Origin of the sequence: Flavobacterium sp. NRK F10 (assembly GCF_024054235.1) — a bacterium.
GTDB classification, from domain to species: Bacteria; Bacteroidota; Bacteroidia; order Flavobacteriales; family Flavobacteriaceae; genus Flavobacterium; species Flavobacterium sediminis.
This window is the reverse complement of sequence record NZ_JAMXLC010000001.1, coordinates 21,741-47,229: the sequence shown is the minus strand read 5'-3', so window position 1 is coordinate 47,229 and position 25,489 is coordinate 21,741. Positions and strand designations below refer to the sequence as shown.

Sequence of the window (25,489 nt, the reverse complement as noted above, 5' to 3'; positions counted from 1 at the left end):
TTTCAATAGGATGAAAAAAATATTTTCAGTTTTAACGGTACTTTTTTTACTAACTGGTTTTTTCTCTTTCGGTCAAGAGAAAGTCTATATTGAATCGACTATTTTGACAGAAAGTTCCTTGCAGCAAGCGGCAACTTTGTCAGTTGAGGATGATAAATTCAATGATCTTGAGCAAAATTACACTTCTACCTCGCCGGCAGATTTGGGATATGCTTACAAGGATCCTGCAACTTATGTTCATTTTGGTTTTCAGGATGATGCGGCAAATTCAGTGAAATTTGCTTCTGTTTATTCTTGTGAACTTACATTAGATATAACCCGATATAATTTAGATGGAACTTCTTTTGTTGAGGACAATCAAGAGTTAACGATCGTTCATAATAATGTATCAGATGATATTAAGTACAACGATTATGCAAAAGTTAAACTGCCCAATACCCATAAAGCAGAAATTTATATTGAGAGTATAATTTATAAAGATGTTAATGGAAATGTTATCAGTAGTTTTAGTAATACTTTAAACTCAACATATCTCAAATTAACGTTTGAAGCCGATAGATATTACAATATTGGATCAACAGTATTAAATGTTACACATAATTTAATTGAATACGGACCAACAGGTGAAAACAATTTAGGATTTAATACAGTTTCCGGAAATGCAGATGAAGTGGAGATTGTTTGGAATATTGATGGTGCTGGAAATCCTCCTGTAGAATACGAGTTAGAATGGACTTGGATAGACAATTATGATGAGCCATACTATTTTAATAACGGTGCCAATGCAGTATTCTTAACTGAAACAGATTTTCTTAGAAATAGTACTAGAATTCAAACAAAAGAAACAAGTTTTAGAATTCCGCTGATTTATAATAAAGGATTTTTGGTTTACAGAGTAAGACCAATTGGAAGATTTCTGGACGATCTTTCTAAAAATTATTATGGTAGTTGGACTACTTTTCAGCCGGAAACGTACCAAACTGTACAAGATTGGGGAAATTACTTAGAAATAGATCAAGAGCATGAGAACGGAGAATTGAATTGGCAATATCAGGCTTCTTATGCTGAAGACGGCAAGAAAAAAGATGTAGTAAGTTATTTTGACGGTAGTTTAAGAAACAGGCAAACGGTTACTAAAACGAATACTAATAACCAAACTATAGTTGGCGAAGTGATTTATGATAATCAAGGAAGACCTGCTATAGAAGTTTTACCGACACCGGTTGGCGTTACCGGAATTCAACATTTTGATTTGTTGAATAAAAAGCAAGATAATACAACAATTTATACCCATAATGATTTCGATTGGGAAGATCCGAATGAATTAGTCCTATCATGTGATCCTCAATTGGTAGAAGGGATGGGAACTGATTCAGGAGCTAGTAAATATTATTCAGGTAATAATGATTTAGAGAATAATCACCAGGATTTTGTACCGGATGCTCAAAATTATCCTTTTTCACAGATAGAATACACGCCGGATAATACCGGTAGAATCAGAAGAAAGGGAGGAGTAGGATTGACACATCAGATTGGTAACGGTCATGATATGAAATATTTTTATTTGACTCCGGCTCAAGAAGAGTTAAATAGATTATTCGGGTATAAAGTAGGAGATTTTAAACACTATAAGAAAAATATGGTGATCGATCCTAACGGACAAGTTAGTATCAGTTATTTAGATCCTCAGGGGAGAACTATTGCTACTGCACTAGCAGGAGAGACCGCTGGAAGCTTATTGCAATTAGACGGAGTTTTAGACGGAACTTTAGCCACTAATTTATTAGGAAATAATGCAGTTTACGCATCCGGACTTAATGGCGTTCTATACGACGGAATTAGACTAAATTCTCAAATAGGAATTGCTAAAGATGGTAATACTGTTTTTGACTATATTTTTACAAATCAAAATAATGGTTTGTTTACTTCTGATTGTGAAAGTAAGACCTATCCGTTTGTTTATGATTGGAGTGTTAGTTTGATGGATGATTGTGGGAATGAAAGAATGGAAGGAACGTTAAGTGCTCAGATTGGAACCGAAGATATAAGCGGTACAAGTTCAGGAACACCAACTTTTCATCCGACAGATTTAGAAGCAAATGGTTTAACAGTTGGTTCTTATACTTTAAATAAAAATTTAAAGATCAACCAAGATGCCTTGGATACTTATGCAGATGATTACATTGCAAGATTAAGTGAAGAAAACGGCGTATGTTACCCTAACCTTAATTTTGATACCGGAGCAGGTATTGTCGATTGTAATGTGTCTTGTTTGGGGTGTGAGCTTTCTTTAGGTGAAAGGTATTTGAGTAGTGAGGACTATGCTGAATTTGAAACTCTTATCAATATTACCGAATTTAACCAAACACCGGAAGACTTTGCAACGTACGAGGAGTATTTAACGGCATATTATGCCTATTTAAATTCTACTGATTATGCTGAGCAGTTTGTTTTAGGAAATGTTTCAGGTAGAGAAGCTTATGTGAACTTAATGATGCAGCAGTATGTTCTTGAGAATTTGGAAATTTTATTTTCGGATTATGATTTTTCATATAGCGGAACAAATTTAGTAGTCACTCCTTCTGCATCCTCTACTACACAAGCGGAAATAATTGTTGCAGAATCACAATTACAAAATGAGTTTTTAGCCTTGTTAAAAACATGTAGAGATTTATGTGACCAACCTTTAGATGCGTGTAGTGTAAATTACCAATTGCTATTAGCAGATGTAAGCCCGACCGGACAATATGGAGGATTGGATAAATTTTCTGACGGAGGAGAAGAAGCAGATGATGATACAACTGGTGAAGAAGGAACAGCTACTCAAACAGATTATAATAGTTTAAGTGTTTTTGATGAATATAATGGATTAATTTATGAAGGAATTGATGGAACTTCAGGCTATACAACGGCAAGTTGGAGATTTCCTTTAACTCCTTATGCTGACGAATATGGAGTAGAGGCTTATATTGAAGTCGAAGAAACAGATGATGGAGGATATGAGCCGCCTATTCTTCCGGGGGTAGTTGTTGTGGATGGTAAAGTAAAGCCAGAAGAGTTAGCTTATATTGACGATTTTTTAAACAATTATTGGCAACCTTCATGGGCTAATTCATTAGTACCATATCATCCGGAATACCATTATTATAAATATTTCCTGGCGATTTGCGATCAAATATATCCTTTTAGTACAGGAGTTAACTCTGATACTTATGATGAGATACTTAGAAATTATACAACTTTTGCTGATGCTTATGCAAGTAATGAGTTTCATAATCTAGTTTCTTTTGAAGGAGCTTATTCCACTCAAGATCCTTTCTATAATATTCAATATTCTACAGAAGCGTTAGAAGAAAAGACTATCCGTAGAAATTTAATGAAAGAAGCATTACTATATAATTATGATGGTTTTATGCTCGACAATCCAAGTGGTATTTCAAAAAATATGCACATGCTTGGCACCGCTTATTATACAATTATGTTGAGTAATGGTTTGGCACCTAATACAGCTAGTGTATACAGCATTTTGTTTACAGCAACAGGAGAAACAAAAGATCCGGTTACTTTATTAAATGATATTAATAGTTCTTCAACGATAACCGATTATCAGAAGAATAGAATTTGGCAAACTTTCAGAGATAACTATATTTCTCTGAAAGAAAAGACAAAAACAGTTTTTTCACATATTTATGCTATTCAGCATAATGGATATAATGATTGTATTGGAAATACAGAGAATACAGATACTTTTGAGACTTTATTCAGAAAATATAATTCTGTTCTTTCTCCTGATTTTGTTGACACAGTAAATAATTTATATGATAATAATTATGATAGATTATTGAATTTGATTCAGAGTGTTAAATCAGGGGCTACTACGATAACATTGAATAATCCGTTTGAAAGTGATGTATGTCAAAATAGTACATTACAATATTATTTAGAGAAAGAGAAGCGTTTTATACCTGCTGATTATGGATACGATTCAGGTGTGCCGGATGATGTTGCAGCAGCTAATTCAGAATTGGATGCAGATTCATCTTATTTTTTAGAAACCGGAAAATGTCCGTTATTATTTGATATAGAAAATCTTTTAAATGGACTAATTGATACGAATTGGAATAGTTATGGATTAAATTTATCATCTTCATTAACAGATCCTGAGTCTTTACATCTATATGAAATGCCTTATTTGGCAACAGATTTGTATGTTGCCTTGGGAGGGAATACTACGATATTAACAGGTAATGAAGTGATTACCGGTGAGCAAGATTCAGTTGATCCTGAATTATGGAATTTAACAGTGGGAACCGGTCAGGCAATTGTATTAGATATAAAAGAGCCGCAAAATTATTACAACCCTTGTGATCCTTCATTAACTCAGTCTCCGTCATGGAGTGATTATGCAAACGGAGATTTTTATATCACTAAGTTTAAAGAAATTTATTATGTTTCCGGAACGAATTCAACTTTTAGAATAATAGCGGAAATAGAACGAAATAATGTGACTCCTTCTGAAGATTGTCCAACAGAAGAGATTATTATTGAGGGAACAACGATTGCACCTATCGGTGATTGTCAGTTTGATGAAAACGGAGGAGACCTTACAACAAGTTCAGAAACTGATGCAGGAAGCGGGTGTGCTAATAAAACAAGGTTTGAAAGAGGTTTAGTACGTTTAATGAATGAGTTAAATACTGCTGGTTTACTTAGTTCAGCAACAGCTATAAGTTTACTTGATGATTCAGATCCGGCTAACGTAGTTACTTACGGTTATGAGCAAGGGATTTTACCTCAAATTTTAGAAGATGAAGATTTTGTAGCAACTTGGTCTTCAAGTGCTAATAATTATACTATAAATGTAAATGGAATACAAACAGTTTTAAGTCTGAATTCGTCTTTTACAGCACTTGATAAAATAACAAGTATACAGATCAGTAATGATTTAGACGTTTCAAATAATTTCCTAATAACTCTTTATTATTTGAATGACAGTGGAGAAATTATTCCGATTTCAGGAACTTTAAGTAATTTAGATTTCGGTTGTCAATGTACAGAGAGAGTTTATATTAATCAGAAAAATATTGATGATTTTTTACCGGAGTTTACTAATTTCTTAAATGATTTATGGCATTATCAGATTGTAAATAATGGAGTGGTTCCTCAAAATTTCGGAGATAATTATCCTTTTTTAAGTGAAATGTTCCATACGTATGAGGGTATTTTCAATTTCCAAAATTATATTTACGATCCTACATACGATTTAGGAATCCTTTTTTACCTTGACAAGGAGCAAAATTGTCAAATTAAAATTCCGATAAAAGAATATATAAAAGGATGTAAAGTTTACAGTACTTTTCCGGAAAGTATAACACGTTTTTCTCATTTAGAAATTACAAGTATCAATGAGGACGGAACTTTTGAATTTTGTATGTTGGTTGAGCACGAAGCATATAATGAGTGTATCGATTGTAAAGGAGACTGTGAGAAATATCCTAGTGAAGGAGATTATTATCCGGCAGATAAGTTAAAAGTATGTGGCGGTGGCTCATGTTTATTAACAGAGTGTAAATCCTTATATGAAGCGCAAAGTAGTCTAACAGCATTGTTGCAAGAATTGATCAATCTTTCAAATGTAAATGACGGTTATACTTCAGGTAGTTTTAATACATTATCACAATTTTTAACAAATTCTCCGACTGGAATTTATAATTATTATGAGGTAGAAAATGAAAACGGATCTCAAATAGGTTTTACATTCGGTGATGAATCTTCTTGTGAAGTAATATTTAATATTCCTACTTTAAGTTTAAGCCAAGTGGCTAATATGATAGGTTTAGAATTTGACGAATATCTAAACACTTTTACAGTCACTGTAACAGATGGAAAAGAAGACTATATTGGTACAGGTACGATTTCATGCATGGAAATTAACGAATGTTATCAGGACATATTAGTACCTTGTGAAACATGTATCCCAGATCAGATAGAACCGGTAGCATGTTATGAAAAGTGGAATGAGTTCTTAGTTGGGCTTGGGTTAAACAATGGTTCGTTATTGAAAGATGTTGTGGCAAAAAGTTTTACAGGACAAATTAACTTTGATGATTTTGAGATAAGTACTACAGAAGAATTATTGGCTGCAAAGTTCTTTTGTGAAGCCAGATACGGTCATATATCATCAGATTATTTGTATTATTTACATACTTTCGGATTGGATGACGGACAGATAAATGCAACGAATCAGTATGGAAACGGGATTCTAACAGATATAGATAATCCTTTATTCTTAACATTGGGAGAATTCGGAGCTTCTAAGTTGAATTATGGATATTCAGGTACAATTAATGCTATTGATGCATATAAGAATTATATAGACCAACAGATACTTAACCCTACAGGAACAACCTTAACTTGGGTTCAGTTTATAGATCAGATTTACACAAAAGAAAATCAAATATGTCCGCCGGCGCCAATAGTGCCTGATTTTAGTCCGATAGCTTTTGATGTTCTGACGCCTTGTGAAGTTTTTAATCAAAATATACAAGGAACTTATAACTCACAATTGTTAGAGGATTATTTCGAAGAAGCTCGCCAACAATTCAGAACGGATTATATCAATGCTGCTATGGATAATATCCATGAAACCTTTACTAAGAGTGGTTTTGACGGGGAATATCAGTATACGTTATATTATTACGATCAGGCAGGAAATTTAATTCAAACAGTACCTCCTAAAGGAGTTAACAGAATTGATAATAGTACAACGACTTATCCGTCGACTATTGATACGGGAATTAATGACATAAGAGACGATCAGCCATTAGCAGATAGTGCAAGTGACGGAACGACTGTGCCTAGTCATACAATGGAAACGAAATACAAATACAATTCCTTAAATCAGTTAGTATGGCAATCCACTCCGGATGGAGGTGAAACACGTTTTGCGTATGATGCTTTAGGAAGAATTGTTGCTTCTCAAAACGATAAGCAGTCTGAACAAGTTAATTATTCTACTCAATTTACTTTAGGTGAAAAATTAGAACAGAAAGGTAATAATATTGTTGTAAAAAGTAATGCAGGAACCTCTTGGACCACAGATAAATATGCTTATACAGGGGAAGTGGTAGATTCAAACGGAGGATACGTAGAGCGTACTATTTCTGGTGATTTAAGTTCAAATCAATATACAGCTTTAGGTTTTAGCTATAATTCTTTACCAATAATAGGAGGAACTAGTGCAGGAAATAATGTCAGATACGGTCTTTATGTTGTAGGAGGATCTTACAGAATTTATGTTTCTTATTATAATAATAGTAATGGATCAACTGTATTTTGGCAATCTCCGTATACTGCTCAGTTGGAAGATAAGTTAAGAGTAGAGCGTAAAGATGGAAAGTATTACTATTTTGTAAATGATACTCAGATATTGATAAACGGAATAGAAGAATATAAAACAGATTATTTCCCAGCCGAAACAGCAATAGTAAATTGTGCTGCACTACTTTCGGGAGAGGCTTTTTATAATATCAAAATTGTACCATATAATGATATTCAGAATTATAGTTATACCCGTTACGATGGTTTAGGCAGAATTTTTGAAGCAGGAGAGTTCTCAACAGATCAAGATGTTTCTATTGATGATAACGGAAAATTAGTTTATAATAGTAATAGCAATTGGGTTCCTGTGGATGCTGTTGCTGATGATTATCCTCGTAATATTTCAGATGCTTTCAGACAAGTTACTTCAACAAAATATGATGATGAAGCAATTGAGGGAACAAGTGCAGCTTATTTTACCAATTATAGCGGTAATTCACATAAAAGGGTAACAGGTGTATTGTATTACGATAATATGACCGGTACAACAGCTGAAGAAGATTATGATAATGCAATCTTTTATGATTATGATGTACATGGTAATGTTAGAGAATTAGTAAATCGTATAAATAATGCACAATTAACAGATAATCAAAAAATAAAACGGGTACTATATGATTATGATTTGATAAGCGGAAATGTAAATCAGGTAACCTATCAACCTAATACTATTAATGAACAATTTATTCATAAATATGAATATGATGCAGACAACAGAATTACACAGGTTTTAACAAGTAAGGATAATGTTGTTTGGGAGAAAGAAGCTAATTATTTGTATTATGATCACGGACCTTTAGCCAGAACAGTTATCGGGGATAAAGAAGTGCAAGGAGTAGATTATGTATACACACTTCAAGGCTGGTTAAAAGGTGTTAACTCTGAGGAAGTAGGACAAACTACAGATATCGGACAAGATGGATTGAACGTTGCACAAGATGCCTTTGGTTTTGCTTTGAATTATTATAGTGGCGATTATACTTCAAGAACTTCAAATGATACTCCTTTTGTACATTCTAAAGGTAATGGTCTGGAAGGAAACGGAGATTTGTTCAATGGAAATATAAAAGAAATGGTTACATCATTAATCGATGAAAACCAAAATTTATTAACGTCTCAGTATAATTATTATACGTACGACCAATTGAATAGAATAAAGAATATGAATTCTTTAGCAGCCAATGGCTCATCAAGTACTAATTCTTACTCTAGTTCTTATTCTTATGATAAAAATGGAAATCTGACAAATCTGAGAAGAACTCTACAGAATGGAACAGTGATGGATGATTTATCCTATAATTATCCTAATCCTAATGGTAATAACCAATTGGGTAATGTTGATGATAGTGTTTCTGATACTGTTAATACTACTGATATTGATGATCAGGATTACGGAAACTACACTTATGATGAAATAGGACAATTAGTAAGGGATAATGCTGAAGGATTAACTATAGAATGGAGAGTAGACGGTAAGGTAGATCGAATTAGAAAAGATACCGGAGAAGTAATAGAATTTGAATACGATGGATTAGGAAATCGTTTGGCTAAGCGAGTTATAGATAATGGAAATACAACGACTACTTATTACGAAAGAGATGCACAGGGAAATGTTTTAGCTGTTTATCGTTTAGAAAATGATAATAGTTTATTCTTAGAAGAACACCATATATATGGTAGTAACCGTTTAGGTATTGAACAAAATGAGGTTGCTTTAACAAATCAGACGGGTAAAGTTAATCAACAAGTACAAGTAACTAACTTATCTGTTCAAAAACAAGTATCTGTATTGACCATTAATCCGGTTACCATACCTAATCTTGCAGGAATAGAATTTTATTCAAGTGTATATCCGAATTTTGAATCTTTAAAATGGTTGGATCAGAATTCAAAAATTAACTTTTTTGATGAAGCAGGATCAAAAACCGAAAGTATCCATGTTTCTTCTCATTTTAAAATAAATGATGGAATTAATTTTTCAGGAGGATATAGAAATCTTGTGACGCTACATGGAGAAAAATTCAAAGATGTTAATGACGGAAGGTATTACAATAGTATTGTAAAAATTCTGGTACACCAAATGGGAACAGAATATGTTCCGGTCATTTCAATTGAAAAGCATAGTAGAAATTACAATAAATATAAGATTTTTAAATGTAGACGTTGGAGATGTAAAAAGTATACAAGATGGTCATATAGAACTTATTTAAAGACAGATTCGTATGTGTTAAGAAGTGAGAATGCTCTTCCTGAAACTGAATGGGATTTTGATTTAGAGTTAGTGTTGAATGGAAATAAATATGTGCCTAAGCTGACATTAAATGGTAATGTTTTTAATGTAGACGATTTTGTAGGAAATACTAATAATACAATAATTAATGGTGACGAAGATAAGGGTATGAGTTCTAGAATACTACCTAATACTAAGTATTCTACCCTTGGAGATGTAAATGTAGTTTATAGAGATCCTAACACAAGTAATGCATTCTATAGCTTTTTACCGGCTCAAATATGTGATTTCACATATTCAATTGATGAACATTTAAAAGATATTGATGATCCTGCAGCTGAGAATGTATTTACATTTGACGAAACGTATACTTCTCAGAATAATTTAATAACAATGAATTATGTTGGGTTGAATAATTCGACAGAAGGTTTTATCCAATCCTATTGTGGTCCGGAAGCACTTGATAGCGATGGTGATGGTGTGGTAGATGTAGATGATAATTGTCCATATACATTTAATCCGGGGCAAGAAGATGATGATTTTGATGGGGTAGGAAATGTTTGTGATAACTGTATACATATTCCTAATGGTCCAGACAAAGACTTCTATGTAGTTGAAGGTGTGACAATTTATACAGACAATCATCAATTAGATACCGATGGTGATGGAGTAGGAGATGCTTGTGACAACTGTATTACCACTCCAAACTACGACCAAACGGATAATGATGATGATGGAGTAGGAGATGTTTGTGATAATTGCCCAACAATGGCAAATGAAAACCAAACCGATGTCAACCAAAACGGAGTAGGAGATATCTGTGAAGGATTCGATCAAGGTGTTGGAGAAATTGGTCTGGTTGGAACAACATTAGAGAATTATTACCGTTATGTTGGAGATAAGCGTTATGAATTATCGAATCATTTAGGAAATGTATTATCGGTAGTTACGGATAGAAAACTGATAAAAGTTGATGGCAATGGAGACCCATTATCAGCAACAGTTTACCCAGACGTTCTTAGTTATAATGACTACTATCCTTTCGGAAGCCTTATACCGGATAGACACGCATCAAGCGCTGCCTATCGTTACGGATTCCAAGGACAAGAAAAAGACGATGAGATTAAAGGGGAAGGGAATTCATTGAATTATACTTTTAGAATGCATGACCCGAGAATAGGGAGGTTTTTTGCTACTGATCCGCTTGAGAAGAAGTACCCTTGGTACACGCCTTATCAGTTTAGCGGAAATAAACCTATTCAGTTTGTTGAGCTTGAAGGAGCTGAAGAAGGGAGTCCAGGTTATTTTGATATAGATTTAGGGGAATTGGTCGTAACTACATTTATGGATGTTAAGCATAGCTTTAATAATTTAGTTACAAATGGACTTTTGCGTGTCAGTCCAATTGGTTATCAACCTGCATTTGCTAGTCAAGCTTATTGGAAAATATATGCTGAACAATTACGTGATTATGGTTATGCTCCGTCTAATCCTTCTCCTTACGTTCAGTGGAGTTACGAAATTGATCCAAAAACTGGATACTATGATTTAAAAAACTCAAGGGCATATATAATGCCAAAAGGTTCTACTAAAGAAGAGCTTTTAACATTCTTAAGTGATGTCGCTACCGTAGGATTGGCAGCAACATCTTTTAGAGTAGGCGGAATGTCTGGCCCTATGATTTTAGCTGAACGTTCAGGCTTAGGTCAAACTACTTTGATAAAAATATTTAAACGTTTCGGTAAAGAGGTCAGTTTAAAATGGGGTAATGCTAAAAAGGGTATGGAACATATTTTAAGAAGGCACTCTGCAGATGAGTATTTAAATAATCCTGGAGGTAAAGGAGGTTTATTTCCTAAAGGAACTACAGATAGTCAGATAATGAAAGGAATAGAAGAGGTTTATAGTAAAGGAAAAAGAGTTAGTAAAGAAGGAAGTGCTATTCAAACTTTTGAGAAAAGAATAAAAATAAATGGAGAGTCATCACAATATAGATTAATTGTTGATGATGTTAATAAAGAAGTTGTATCTTTTTTTAAAATAACAGAATAAGTAATGGAATATTATTTTGTAAATAAAGAGGAATTAGTAGCAGAAGATTCTTCGTTATCACTAGGTTGGTTTAAAATTAATAAAGTAGAAATAGTAGAAAACACATACTGTATTTTAACCATTTCTTTAAGTGATTTAATAAACGGATTAGTTTCTTTAAATGACAAGAAAAATAATTTTTTTAGATGGTGTCCTTGTGATAGTGGAGAAGTTCTTCTTTTAGAAAAAAAGAACAACGAAGTAGTTATTAAATATAAAGAAAAAGAAATTATTAAGAGTTTTAAAAGTTTATACGAAGAGGTTTTAGAGTTAGGAAGTAATTTATTAATTGAGTTAGAAAAAAAAAGAAAAGAATCAGTTTTAGAAGCTGCCTTTATAGATTTAAATAGAACAATAAGGGAGGCGGGCTCCCTTCCATGAAATCCCCCCCGCTGGTAGTATGGTAAATTGGCACTTTTGTTAAACGAGATATTTTTGTATTTGATTATCAATAAGTTGTAAAAATGATGGGCTTTGTAAAATAGGTTAATTGGGTAACATAGCAACCTAATTCATAAAACAAATTTTAAAAATAAGTTATTAAAAAACAGTGTTTAGTGTAAAACCTAAATGCTGTTTTTTTTAGTATAAAAGTGTTTTAAAAAAGGCAAAAACGAGACAGTAAAATTATTTTAAAATAGACTGTATTTTAGTTTTAGCAATAAAAGCATCCATCAAGGCAAGAATGGTTTTCTTGTCTTCGGAAGCCTTATACCGGATAGAAACGCATCAAGCGCTGCCTATCGTTACGGATTCCAAGGACAAGAAAAAGATGATGAGATTAAAGGGGAAGGAAACTCTTATGACTTTGGAGCGAGGATGTTAGACCCAAGAGTGGGAAGATGGTTTGCAAGAGACCCTCAATCTATAAACTTTCCTTTTGAATCTAATTATGTTTATGTTTCAAACAATCCTTTAATTTATAAAGACCCTACTGGTGAAGCCAAAATACTTACATTAATTTATACAAATGCAAAACAGGTGAAAAGTTCTCATATTCAGTTGTTATTGATGAAGATGAGATTGCCTCTAAAGTTAGTAAGCGTAATGAATATTTTACCCCTACGGAATATACTTGGCATGATATTAATTTAATTCAAGAGATAACAATTAATGAAGATGGCTTTTACACTTATGGTAAAACATCAGAAATTTTATTAGACCCTGTAAAAACAACTACAGAAAGGACAATGTTTTCAAATGGTAATTCTGAGTCTTGGGCAAGAACTAAAGTTGATATTGCTGAAGCATTCGACTATATTGATAGTCCTGGAAAAGGAGAAACATGGAGTGGAGGAGGGATAGACTTTTATAGTAAAAACGGTGAAGGTTCAGGAGTAAAGGCTAAAGATAGAAGCAGATTAGACTATGTTAATGGTGATGACATGATGGCTTTTCTCAAATTAGGGAATTCCTTTTCTAAGGGGCTGAAAGGATTAAAAGAAACTCCTCATCCTGATATATTACCTGTAGAAAAATCTAAATTAGCTAAATACTTAGATAAAGCAAATAAAGGGCTTAGCAAATTTAACAAATATAAAAAACATTTAGAACAAGTGATTCAACCAGTTTTTAAAAAATTAGATGTTCCCGTTGTGTGTGAAAGTTGTGGTGCATGGCGAACCAAACTTACAAAACAGCCAATAGATGAAAAGGATATTACTCCTGAACAAAGAAGAGATGCTGAAAAAATTTCGATAAATGAATTCCATGAATAATTACATATTATTTACTTTGTTTTTATTGATACTTAGTTGCAGTAAAGATGAGTATTATATTATAAAAGAAGATACTTTCAATGAATTAAAAGTTTTAAGTAAGACACATAAGGATTCATTAAATATCAATCATGTTTTAGTTTATGATAAAAATTATATTCTTGAAAAAAAATTTAAAACCATAAATGGTCTTAAGAATGGAAAAGAGATTTCATACTATAAAAACGGAAATAAAAAATATGAAGTAAATTTCATCGATGATACTTTGAATGGTGAGTCGAAATTTTACTACAATAATAAAAAAAACTCTATTGAAGGTATTTATTATTATGAAAAAGGTAAAATAATTGGCAATCAAATAAAATATTATCCAAACGGAAATCCTGAATATCATTTAGGTTTACTTAATAATGGTGATGTTGCATTCAGATTACTATATTCTAAAAGTGGTAAAATTGTCAAAGAAGGGAGATATAAAATAATGGGAGTATTTGATAATTTAAATTTTTCTTCAAAAGAAAAAATCAAATATAAAGTGTATTTTGCAACTCCGATAGGTATAAAATTAAATTACAATTATTCATTAAATAATATTAAATCTCAAGAAAAATGGAAATCTATAGAATTAAAAAATTCTATATTAAATATTGAAATGTCAATTCCTAAAAAAGGTAAATATCTTTTTAAAGAAAGATTAGAAATTTTTGATGTTAAACAAAAAACAAAAGTTACTGAAAATTATGAATTTACTTTTGACATTAAATAATTCGTTAAAATGAAACGCTATATATTTAAAATATTAATATTACTTTGCTTATCTTTTTTTCTATGGTCCCTATTACGCTTTATATCTAATGATTCTTTCAGAATAAGAGATTTTAGGGAAGAAATAGATAGAAAATTAGTTGTTATTAGGATCATTATAGTTACAGTGCCCTTTTTACTTGCAATATTCTTTTTTTATTTAGATAAATTTAAAAATAAATAAACTGTACAATGATCCAAAATATACTTGTTCTATTGTTCCTATGAAAGGAAGAAATTATAATCAAATTGAGTGTATCGGCAAATGATTTATGAAATAGAAATCCTGATGCAAATTAATACATCAGGATTTTTTTGTGATTTTAGATTTTATCCCCTTTTAAAACTTCTGATTTCTTTACCATAAGAAACAATAACGGAGTCTTTATAAATCTCTTTAACTAATAAGCCTTCAATATCACTATTCAATCTAACGCGTTCTAAGCGATTATTTATTTTTAGTAATATCAATTCCTCACTTTTATCTTGTGATTTAATATAGCCAAAATATTTAACGATTGGGAAGGGTTTTGTAACTTTAGGCTCCACACTTCTTTTAGGAATGGAAGATTGCACAATGTTTCTTGGACTGGGATGATCTTCTTTTTTGGTTAGTATCTTACCTAAAAAAGGGTCTCTGATAAGTGGTTGTAAATTGAACGTATCTTTTTTAATTTGAGTGATTACCGGAGCAGAAAACTCCTCAGGAGTATAAGCTATATCATTATTTGCAAAAAAACGATTGACATATTTATACAGTACGGTGCCCCATAATGCTACAACAACTGCTATCAGTACTATATTAATATGTTTCTTCGTCATTTTAGTTTACTGTAAATGTGAAATAACTACTTGGTGTTCCTGTATTTCCGGCTGCGTCTTTTGCTGTAACTCTCCAATAATAATCCCCTGTTGATGTAAAACTTTGTGAAAAAGTTGTACCGCTTACATTAGATGATTGCAAAATATTGGTAAAGGCACTGTCTGAAGCAATTTCAATAACGTATGATATGGCTGACTGGATTGTTCCGGAATCAGCAGGTATGGTCCAACTAAAACTTATGGTCTGATTAACTGTCTGTGTTGAACTGTTGGCCGGTAAACTATTTTGTGGTTGATTCGGGTTCACCGTATCAATTGAGAAAGTTCGTGAAGTATAGGTCGACGTTTCGGAAATGCTATTGATTGCTTTTACTTTCCAAGTATAGCTCCCGTCTTGAGAAATAATCGTATTATTAAGGGTTACACTGGTTGTCGTTATATTATCCTGTTGGTATACAATTGTGCCTCCTGTTGAATTATTTACAATCTCTAATTTGTAATAATCAGCAACGGGTAACTCATCCCAAGCCAATGTAAACGTAGTGGAATTGGTTACAAAATTAGTAACCGGACTTGATAAGATCACTTGTTGGTCAGTTAAGTCAAAAGATTCATTTACTTCAAAATATACAGGAAAAGAATAGGTAGACTCATACGCTGAATTTTCACCTCTTACACGCCATTGGTATCCGCCTTCAGCCATTGGTAAAGAAACATTAACAGCACTTACAAGTGTATCATATATTTTTATTTGATACAGATCGTAGATCTGTACTCTGTAATCATCGGCTCCGTCTAATTCATTCCATTGAAAAGTCACCACGTTACTCTCAATAACATCTCCTTCTGACGGGTAAGTCGTTTGCACTATATCATTTGAGATATCTTCCTCTAATATATCATCACATGATATGAATGATAATAGGCCTAACATTAAAAACAAGTAAGAAGTCTTCATATTTTATTTTTTTATTTTTTCATTTCATAATTCTGAAACAAAACTCTAACATGCAACTGTTCTGTAGTGTTACTCTTTTTTACTTTGTAAAAATGAGTACTGACTACTCTTGATAAGTTAAATTTCGTTTCAAAATCATATACTAATTGCAATAATTTATTAAGATCGCCAGTTACGTCTAACTGATGGGTATACGCTCTGTAATCATCTCCTTCAAAGGTATGGATACTTTGCATACTATTGATTGAAATTCCGTCGTGATGGGTGGCAAAATTAACGATCTCTTGCTGTACTACATCACTGGCAATATTTTGAGTTCCCAAATAATTATCATATTGGGCAATTTCTTTTGATAGCTTTTCTAAACTAACGGATTTTTTCTTGATTTCTTCCGAAAGTGTTGTCAATTCTTTATTCTCTTTATACGTTGTTATTAAATTCTTGAAAGAACGCTTATAAGCAGTTACTCCTAACATTATAAAAATGATAAGTAAAGCTAGTGTTTTCTGTTTATAAGTATACTGTTCAAACATTATTTAACCCAAATAGCAATTGTAAATTGTGTATTATTTCTTTTGTCTTTTTTTAAAGCTTCAATCTCAAATTTTTGTAACCATTCTAATTTTTTAATGGTTCTCAACCAATCATTAAAATCGTCTTCATCAACTGTTACTCCTTTGACTATTATCGTTTTTGCCTCGATTTCAACCTTTTCTTTATTTTTTACTTCTTTTACAACCGGATACACATTAATATCGTTTAACGCTATTGATGAAGGGACTGAGGCTGCTAATTCATAAGAATAAAAGCTTAAAAATTTATCCGATAACAATCCTACATCTCGTATGATTCCTTCTTTATCCTTTTTTTGTTTTTCGAGCTCCAGAATCTGTTGATAAACTTTGTTAGAATAAACATTCTGTATATTCAATTCGGCATTTTTTGAAGAATAATATTGGATCCCGAAATAACTTGCTGTCAAAGCAACCAGAAAACCAACCAACATGGTTATTCCTATAGCTGAAAATATTTTTTTATAGATCTGCTCTTCTCCGGCATTGGTTTCAAATTCCGATTTTGAAATACTTTCAGTATTGATAAAAAATTGAATTCCGACTGCATATAAAGGCAAAAGGTAATTGCTTAACGTGTTATCTCCTAAATGATAATTCTTGTTTTGGGATTCCAATTGCTTTTTAAAACCGATCAATAGATTATTCTCAAATTCCAGTTCAGTTTCATTAGCTAATATTACAGTCTGATTGATCTGTTCAGCAAGTAAAACCGTTGGGAAATTCCCGATATAAAAATCGATCAAGGCAATCTTAGCCGTTTGTAAATAGGAAATCCATTCTTCAACAATATTTTTTCTGCAAAAAGATATGAATAGTGCCTGATCTGTTTTATAACTGGTATGATAAATAGAATTATAATCAATATTTTTCTGCCAGGCCAAATCTGTTTCATTCGAAAAATCGATCTTTTTATTCAGAACCCCTTTTCCGTCAACAACAAGGATCACAGGGAGCTTAGTATCTACGATCGATAGCAATTCGTTTTTTGTTTCCGTTGTTGCCGAATTGACTATTTTTAATTCGTTTTTGTCTTTTTTTAATGATAAAACGGTATACTTCTCCTTGTCGGTATCCTGACAGATTCCCACAATTTGAATACGATCGATCGTTATTATTTTAGACAAAAAAGACAACATTAGTATACGATAGTAGGTTTTATGAAGATGTGTAATTTCGATTTTCCTTTTGATTTCACTTTACTGCTAAAGAACCATTTCAAAACAGGAATTCTTGAAATAAGCGGTACTCCGGTACCGGTATCTTCTTTTTTTAATTCATCTAAACCTCCTAACAATACCATCTCATTATTCTTTACTCTGACTAAGGATTCAAATTTTTGAGATGTTTTCCCCGGCGGTGCATTTTCTCCGGCTCTTGCTAGGAAGGAGCTCTTTTCCACATTAATATTTAGTGTGACATTTTCGTCAGTAGAAACAAACGGTTTTATTTTAACACTTAAATTAGCATCGGTAGATTTCCATGTACCCGATTGTAGTACATCACCACCTGTTCCTACATTACTGGTCAATAGTCGGTTCGTTTGCTCAAAATAATAGCTGGTTTCACCGATAGACAAATTCGCTTCATGTCCACTTAAAGTTGCTATTTTGGGAGTAGATTCTATCTTAATAATGGAATTATTTTCTAACAACTGAAGGTTAAGATAGAACGCATCGGTTACTTTTCCTAATTTGATAAAACCTATTCCGTTAAAGGCATCTATCAGATTATTAACAGATGAGCTGTTTAATGTCATATCTGTTGAAGGAAATAGGACCCCACTTGTTGTAGTTTGATTGATCTTATCCAAGCCGGCCTTTAAACCGGTCTGTATTTCGTATGATTTGTTATACTGAACAATAATCACTTCAATCTGAACTAAGGGAACTACTTTATCAATTTGTTTAAGGTATAATTTCATTTCCTCAATTGCAGTTCTTGAACCGGATACGATCAAAGCATTCAATTCCACAAATTCTTTAATTTCAACTTTTTCAGAAAACACTTTCGGAAGCGATTGCAATACAGATTCAATGGAACGATTCTCTAATTGGATCATTTCTGTTGAACGCAATCCTTGTGTGGATTGTTCTCCAATCAAATAAAAATCATCTTGCTTTCTAAAGGTAAATTTCTTTCCTTTAAAAACGTGTTCTAATAATTCATCAAATGTTATTTTTGAAACCATTAAAGACGTTTTTTCGTCTTTAGGCATATCATAGATAAAGTAATTGATGTTCAGTTTTTCAGCAGCTTCAATTAATAAGCCCGTTGCATCGGCCTGATTTGCTTTAACATCTAAAAAGCCTTTGTCATCAACTGTTATGTCATAAAAGCCTTCTCCATCGGGAGACTCTGATCTTTGTCTTGATCTGGAGTTATTTCTTCCGCCTGAAACAGTCGGATTGCTTTCTTTCGGTTCGGTATTTTTTTCTAAATAATAAAATCCGTTATCGTCTTTAGTTGCAATTAAATCATTTGATTTTGCCATCATTTCTATAACCTGATCGAACGGACGATTTAAAATATAGGAAGATACTTTCAGTGTTTTGATATCCGGTGCCAGAACAATATTTTTTCCGGAACGATCAATAATTGCTTGCGCAACAGAAGGTAATGAATCGTTTTGAAGTTTAACCGATAAAAAATCATTTTGAGGATTATAGCTGACATCAATCGGTTTTGGCTCTTTTTTAACAATGACTTTTACTTCTTTTCGCTTTTTGAAGGTCAAAATATTACTCATAAATCCGACTTCAAGGTCGTATTTTTGAGTTAAGAACAAAAAGGCATCTTTAACCGTTACATCATGAAAAGTATTGACTACAGGGATGTTCAGATCACTATCGACACTTACATTCAATTGATGTTCTTCGGCAATAGCCATGATTAAATCGTAAAGTGACAACCCGGATACATCAATTTTTACCACTTCGTTTATACTAGGCTTGATCTTCGCAAATTCATCAAACTTCTGTCCTAATAAAGTAATATCTTCCTGCGCAAAAATGGCATTGGAGAATAAACAAAGGGCAATGATAGTTGTAAGTTTTTTTAACATTTCTTATACGTTTAGCAGTATTGAGTATATTTCATCTAACGATGTTTCCCCCTTAGTTAGTACATCAAAAGCTTTATCCGGAAGCGATTTATAATTTTCATCTTTTTCGAAATAAGAGGTAATCGTATTATTTTTTATAGCATTAGCAATCGGCAAATTTATAGGAATTACATCATAAATAGCTGTACGGCCTTTATATCCGGTATGATAGCATTCATTACATCCTTTTGACTTATATAAGCTGTCAACTTCATACGGGATTTTAAAACTTTCCGGAAAATCTTTACAATCAAAATGAGTTTCTTCCTTACAATGCTGACAAAGTTTACGAACCAGTCGTTGTGCAACAGACAAATTTAGAGTTTCGGCAATCAGATAAGGAGGTACCCCCATATCAATCAAACGGGATACTGTTCCTACCGCTGAATTCGTATGTATCGTAGACAATACTAAATGCCCGGTCAAGGAAGCTCTGATAGCCATTAATGCGGTTTCTGAATCCCGAATTTCTCCCAGCATGATAACATCCGGATCCTGACGTAAAAATGATCGTAACGCAGCGGCAAAGGTCAATCCGATATCTTCTTTTAGCTGAACCTGATTAATTCCTTTTAAAGTATATTCAATGGGATCTTCAACAGTTACAATATTACTTTTGCTATTATTCAACAAACGTAAAGTAGCATATAAAGTTGTGGTCTTACCGGAACCGGTTGGTCCGCTAATCAAAATAATACCATTAGGTTTTTTAACAGCTTCCAGATATTTTTCTAATTCCTCTTTTTGAAAACCTAAGGAGGTAAGATCAATATTGGATGCGTCCTGACCTAACAAACGCATTACAATCTTTTCACCGTATAATGTCGGTAAAATAGAAACGCGGACATCAAAACTGCCTGTTGTGATCCTTCCGTCTTGCGGCAAGCGCTTTTCGGTAATATTCAACTTTGAGCGTATTTTGATCTTATTGACCAATTCCAGATAATTATCTTGTTCTATTTTGTAACGTTCAATTAATTGACCATCGATCCTAAAACGAATTCGGGCAGAACTTTCATATACTTCGCAATGAATATCACTACTTTTTAGACTCTTAGCCTCTGATAATAAATTTTCCAAGAAATCTCCGGTGGTAACTGATAGTGTCTTATTGGAATTTTCGATTCGTTCTTTTCGGTAATAGATCGATAACGCTTTATTGACCTGCTCTTCAGTAGTTGGCACTAACCGAATATTTTTACCGACTAATAACTCTAATTCTTCCTGAATTTCATGAGTTGCGTTTTGTTCCCAACAAAAGAATGACACTTCACTATCTGTCACAGTTTGAGGAACTATTTTGTAATAGTTAGCCAAATCCGCTGAAATGATGTGTAAATTTTCGCTATGAACAATGATCTCTTCCATTTTTACCAACGAATTAAAGTGATTTTCTGATAAGGGATCATTATATCTTTGATCACAAAGATAAGAAGTAACAATGCTGAAAGTCCGGCTAACGGCACTGAATTATGTTGAATATATTTTCGAAAAATTTTTTGTGCTACGATAGCAAAAATCATTGATAACACAAAAAAAAGAATGTATTGATGTAATAGAAACAACGGTGTAATGGCTATGTAGAATAATAAATCACCCAATCCGAAATAATTAGTAAACGGGTTAAGTAATTGCTTTTTTTTACCACTCATATACAGTACTAAAACACTAAGAGTTACTATCAAAAACAATAAATTAAGAGCTGTTATTTTTAAAATTTTGAAATGCCAACCTGATAAAAAATAAGCACTGATAAAAGTAATAACGGGCAATACGATATGAATATGACGAAACTTTACATCTTGCCAGAAAATAAATAAAAGACTGATCACAAAAGCGATAAAAAGAAAAGGCATCATTCTTTTACGACTTCTTTTAATGCTTTTTTATCGTTTATTTCCCAAGTATTATAGGCACCGTCTCCGTCTAGGTCTGAAACAGAAGTTGCACGAGCTAAAAAGGAGTTGTTAGTCGCTTCAACGATCTCAATGCGGTATACTGCCTGACCACCGTCTTCAACGGTAAGTTCTTGTTCAAAACCTATTTCTTCTAAGTTGTTAGAATATTTTGAAAAACGATAAAAATAACTTTTCTCTAAACCATATACCTGATTTAACATGGCTTGGGCTTCAATTGCTTTAGCCTGACTGATTACTGAAGTTTGGTTAGGCAATACCATTAATAATAGTATTCCGATAATACATAACACAATTAAGATCTCTGTCAAAGAGTAAGCTTTTACATAAGCTTTTTTGGATCGCTTATATAAAGTGCGTAAATATTTAAACTTCATAAGTAATTTTGTTTTGGTACCGCAACAAAAATACAAACTTTAAGGAAATACATATAAAAAATAATACAGATTTTTAACAAATGTATTTTTATTGATTTTTCTATATTTTTTATACTTAATTACTAAACTTATTCCTGCAAATTATCAATATAATAAATTATTAATTTAAAGCATTTAGTTTTTATATTAAATGCTGTTTTTGAAATGCTTAAATTTCAAAATTTGTTTTATGTCTTGGTTTATACTACATTATTTTATTATTGTAATTTAATATCAATAGTTAATATAGTAAACGAAATCTATTTTGACTAATCAAAAACAGAATACCATTTTTTGGTACTCTGTTTATTGCTTTATTTATAACTCATAATCTTTTTTGATAAAAATAAAGATTAAAACCTTTTAAAATGTTATACGCTTGATTTACAATACTTGTTCCAACTTTGGAACACTTTTGTCGCGGTTCTCGCGAGTTGTAACACACACTACTGTTTATCAAATACTTAATCCTTAAAATTAATTTATGACCTAGTTTACTACATTACCCGTTCGAACCAGCAGGGGGAGATTATTGAATATACATCCTACTTAAATTTGCATCAAAATTAATTTTAACATCTTTTTTATTTTGATTTGCAATTAATTTAAGATTGTAATCATATGTAGTTATATACATTGAGCCTAGTTGAACGTTATCCTTATTATTCAATTTCAATTCTGTAACAATTATTTTTCCTTGATTATCTATAAAAACATCTTTTTGAGCCGTTATATCGTACTCTCCTTTAGAACCTGCTAAAAATAGCTCCCCTAAATACTTATACTCTGAACTATACAACGTCATAACAAAACCAACATAATCTTCATCCGTTCTATAGTAAACTAAGCCTATACTCTTATTTGGAAATAGTATTTTATAACCATAGTAGAATTGTTTTATACCACCATCAGATTGCAGAATTTTAGACTCATCGTTATTTAATAGATATTTCAAAACATTAACTTTATCAATCTCTATAAGTTCTTCATCAGAATTAAAATCAAACCAGTTAACATCTTTATATTTTATTTCAAGAGGTAAATTAATATCTTTAAAATTTTTTATGAAATCTAAAAAATCACCAGATTGATTGCTTTCATCTTTAAATATTTTTTCTTTTTTATTTTCAAACTCTTTACTTTCTGTATTGATAACCGATTTTTTTTCTTTACTACAGCTAACATTAAGCATAAATGCTATTAAAATTATTATTTTCATTTTTTATTTTTTTGTTTTATTTTTTCTTACTTCAACAACGGTAAATTTTCTCTTACCAGCATAATTTGTACCTTTAATAGAGTTGTCTTTTTGAACATACAGCCTGTTTTTATCGCTTTTCCCTTTTTCTTCATGAGAAGTACCAACCTCATAAAAAGTGAAATATGTTTGCTTTTTGGAGGTATCATAACCTCTGCCAGTTATCACAACATAGTGATCTGATGCTGTTCCGTCACTTTGACCTTTACCTAAAGTATGATCAACGCCTACCATAACAGGGTTACCAGACTCTAACTGTTGGTTAATATAATCTACACCGTCTTTAGCGTTGTTTGTTACATCTAATTTAGTATGATTTAGATTTTCTTTTGCGGTAATAATTCTATCAGATTTTAAGCCTGAATTATCTAAACCAAAATCTTTTAAAGTTTTTTGTGATGCTCTACAACATGCAACGTTAGGTCTCTCCAAACTAAACTGACTTACAAAAGGTACTTTATCATTTAAATCGATTGCTATTTTACTTTTTGATATTGCATTATTATCAACTAATCCTATGACAAGTCTATATCCATATTTTTTTGATAATTTATTTAATTCTTCTTTATAATATTTTGGCATTACACTTAAATTATTATCAATAGACCAAGCTAATTGTTTCGTTAAATAATTATATCTTTTAAAATCCTGTTGTGTCATAGGTCCATATATTGGAGGATTATATTGAGAGAATTCTAATCCTTCTAATTCAACTCCGTCCATAACCCTATTTTCACTAAAAGCATAAGGACTATTATGAGGATATTCTCTAGTCAACGGGTCAACTGCAAAAAACCTTCCCACTCTCGGGTCGTGCATTCTAAAGGTATAATTCAATGAATTCCCTTCCCCTTTAACTTCATCATCTTTTTCTTGTCCTTGGAATCCGTAACGATAGGCAGCGCTTGATGCGTGTCTATCCGGTATAAGGCTTCCGAAAGGATAGTAGTCAAAATACTTTTATAAGCAGTAAAAACTGAGGTTTTAAAACTTTGTTTAAGTTTAAAAAATGCACAATTTGGCAATTTTCGTCTTTTTTTGAAGCTAAAAACCGGACTTTTTTTAGGATTTTTTAAGAACGTTTTGTCGTTCAAATCTACGAAAAAATAACAATAAAAAATGTATTTTTGGCGAAACTTGAATACATGAAAAAAACACAACCTTTTATCCCTTTGTTTAAGCAATTTATTCGAGATTCTGAAACGGGTAAGCGGTTAAAGAAAAATGGTGAGCGTATAACTTCCAGAAGCATTGAAAATTATAGCTATGTTCTTAAAAATTTAATTCGGTTCTCAACAGATACTAATTTTGAACTTCGCGTTTGCAGTATTTTACGGTTAACCAAAAGAGAATTACAATCTGAAAAGAATTATTGGAAAAAATTTTATAAGAACTTTACCGAATACATGTATAAAAAAGGCTGCTTTGACAATTATGTTGGAGCCAATATAAAAGTTATTCGGGTCTTTTTTAATTATTTAAAAGAAGAAAAAGATATTTATACAGGAGATTTTCACAAACAATTTTATGTCAGAAAAGAACAGATCGACATTTTAGTTTTGTCCCCCGAACAATTGAAGTTCTTAATTCATGATAAAGCGTTTGATCGTAAGCTGGTTTCTACACAAAGAAAGATAAAAGATATTTTTGTTTTTGGGTGTACCACCGGATTACGGTTCTCAGACATCTTTTTACTTAAAAATAAAAATTTTGAAAAAAATGACGGAGAGTGGTATTTGAAATTAAAGTCTAAAAAGACAAAAACCTATAGTTACATCAAATTGCCGGGGTATGCTGTCGATATTTACAAAAAATATCGCCCAACAAGTGAAAGAATTACAATATTCGGAGAAAAGAATTTGTCTAACTTTAACCGTTCTCTAAAACGAATAGGTGAAATGGCAGGTTTTACAGATACTGTTGAAGTTTCCAGAGAAAAACAAGGAAAAGCAAAAAAAGTAACAGCTAAGAAAGATAAAGAACGTTTTTGTGATAATATGAGTTCTCATATGATGCGTAGAACTGCGATTACAACCTTATTAATTTTAGGAATGCCTGAGCATTTAGTTCGTAAAATCAGCGGACACAGCCATGCCAGTAGTTCTTTTAATCGTTATGTTCATTACGCACAGGCTTATATTGATAAGGAAATAACTAAAGTTCACAATAAACTGGAAGTTTACGAACAAAATATCTCATAATTATCAGTTCTGTTTTACAA

Annotated in this window: 15 protein-coding genes and 1 pseudogene; 6 read left to right on the top strand and 10 right to left on the bottom strand. The window is 32.1% G+C overall.

What is annotated here, in order from left to right; all coding sequences use genetic code 11:
- Positions 1 to 10 precede the first annotated feature (10 nt).
- From NHF50_RS00165 to NHF50_RS00150, 5 genes are all read left to right on the top strand, one after another.
- Complete coding sequence (locus NHF50_RS00165) at positions 11 to 11,662, top strand: thrombospondin type 3 repeat-containing protein (RefSeq protein ID WP_252774619.1); 11,652 nt, start codon at positions 11 to 13, stop codon at positions 11,660 to 11,662.
- Between the two features lie 3 nt (positions 11,663 to 11,665).
- Entirely contained in the window at positions 11,666 to 12,082 is a 417-nt protein-coding gene (locus NHF50_RS00160; protein WP_252774618.1) for a hypothetical protein, read from the top strand.
- A gap of 261 nt (positions 12,083 to 12,343) precedes the next feature.
- Positions 12,344 to 12,796 carry an RHS repeat domain-containing protein gene (locus tag NHF50_RS15830; protein ID WP_374672840.1) on the top strand — a complete coding sequence of 151 codons (453 nt, stop codon included), beginning with the start codon at positions 12,344 to 12,346 and terminating at the stop codon, positions 12,794 to 12,796.
- Positions 12,797 to 12,891: 95 nt separating this feature from the next.
- Positions 12,892 to 13,419, top strand: coding sequence for a hypothetical protein (locus NHF50_RS00155; protein ID WP_252774617.1), 528 nt, complete (start codon positions 12,892 to 12,894; stop codon positions 13,417 to 13,419).
- The gene (locus tag NHF50_RS00150) at positions 13,403 to 14,185 is read left to right on the top strand and encodes a toxin-antitoxin system YwqK family antitoxin (protein WP_252774616.1); all 783 of its coding nucleotides are present in this window, start codon (positions 13,403 to 13,405) and stop codon (positions 14,183 to 14,185) included. The genes NHF50_RS00155 and NHF50_RS00150 overlap by 17 nt, the downstream gene beginning before the upstream one ends.
- A gap of 368 nt (positions 14,186 to 14,553) precedes the next feature.
- Here NHF50_RS00150 and NHF50_RS00145 read toward each other — a convergent pair whose 3' ends face one another.
- The 10 genes and pseudogenes from NHF50_RS00145 to NHF50_RS00100 all read right to left on the bottom strand — a co-directional run.
- Positions 14,554 to 15,045, bottom strand: coding sequence for a hypothetical protein (locus NHF50_RS00145; RefSeq protein WP_252774615.1), 492 nt, complete (start codon positions 15,043 to 15,045; stop codon positions 14,554 to 14,556).
- A gap of 1 nt (position 15,046) precedes the next feature.
- Positions 15,047 to 16,003 (bottom strand): hypothetical protein, encoded by a 957-nt coding sequence (locus tag NHF50_RS00140; protein ID WP_252774614.1) that lies wholly within the window; start codon positions 16,001 to 16,003, stop codon positions 15,047 to 15,049.
- An 11-nt stretch (positions 16,004 to 16,014) separates the two neighbouring features.
- Positions 16,015 to 16,536 (bottom strand): hypothetical protein, encoded by a 522-nt coding sequence (locus tag NHF50_RS00135; protein ID WP_109570530.1) that lies wholly within the window; start codon positions 16,534 to 16,536, stop codon positions 16,015 to 16,017.
- A complete protein-coding gene (locus tag NHF50_RS00130; RefSeq protein ID WP_252774613.1) occupies positions 16,536 to 17,702 on the bottom strand; it encodes a PilN domain-containing protein in 1,167 nt (388 codons plus the stop codon). The genes NHF50_RS00135 and NHF50_RS00130 overlap by 1 nt, the downstream gene beginning before the upstream one ends.
- Positions 17,703 to 17,713: 11 nt before the next feature.
- Entirely contained in the window at positions 17,714 to 19,639 is a 1,926-nt protein-coding gene (locus tag NHF50_RS00125; RefSeq protein WP_109570528.1) for a type II secretion system protein GspD, read from the bottom strand.
- Positions 19,640 to 19,642: 3 nt separating this feature from the next.
- Positions 19,643 to 21,046 (bottom strand): GspE/PulE family protein, encoded by a 1,404-nt coding sequence (locus tag NHF50_RS00120; RefSeq protein ID WP_252774612.1) that lies wholly within the window; start codon positions 21,044 to 21,046, stop codon positions 19,643 to 19,645.
- 2 nt (positions 21,047 to 21,048) lie between these two features.
- A complete protein-coding gene (locus NHF50_RS00115; RefSeq protein WP_252774611.1) occupies positions 21,049 to 21,537 on the bottom strand; it encodes a hypothetical protein in 489 nt (162 codons plus the stop codon).
- Positions 21,534 to 21,971 (bottom strand): type IV pilin protein, encoded by a 438-nt coding sequence (locus tag NHF50_RS00110; protein ID WP_109570525.1) that lies wholly within the window; start codon positions 21,969 to 21,971, stop codon positions 21,534 to 21,536. Before NHF50_RS00110 ends, NHF50_RS00115 begins: the two co-directional genes overlap by 4 nt.
- Positions 21,972 to 22,539: 568 nt before the next feature.
- Positions 22,540 to 23,229, bottom strand: coding sequence for a hypothetical protein (locus NHF50_RS00105; RefSeq protein ID WP_252774610.1), 690 nt, complete (start codon positions 23,227 to 23,229; stop codon positions 22,540 to 22,542).
- Positions 23,230 to 23,232: 3 nt separating this feature from the next.
- Positions 23,233 to 24,204 (bottom strand): annotated as a pseudogene (locus NHF50_RS00100) (hypothetical protein); the annotation flags it as partial.
- Between the two features lie 209 nt (positions 24,205 to 24,413).
- On the opposite strand from NHF50_RS00100, the gene NHF50_RS00095 reads away from it, so the two are divergent.
- On the top strand, positions 24,414 to 25,469 hold the full coding sequence (locus NHF50_RS00095; RefSeq protein WP_109570536.1) for a tyrosine-type recombinase/integrase: 1,056 nt from the start codon (positions 24,414 to 24,416) through the stop codon (positions 25,467 to 25,469).
- Positions 25,470 to 25,489 lie beyond the last annotated feature (20 nt).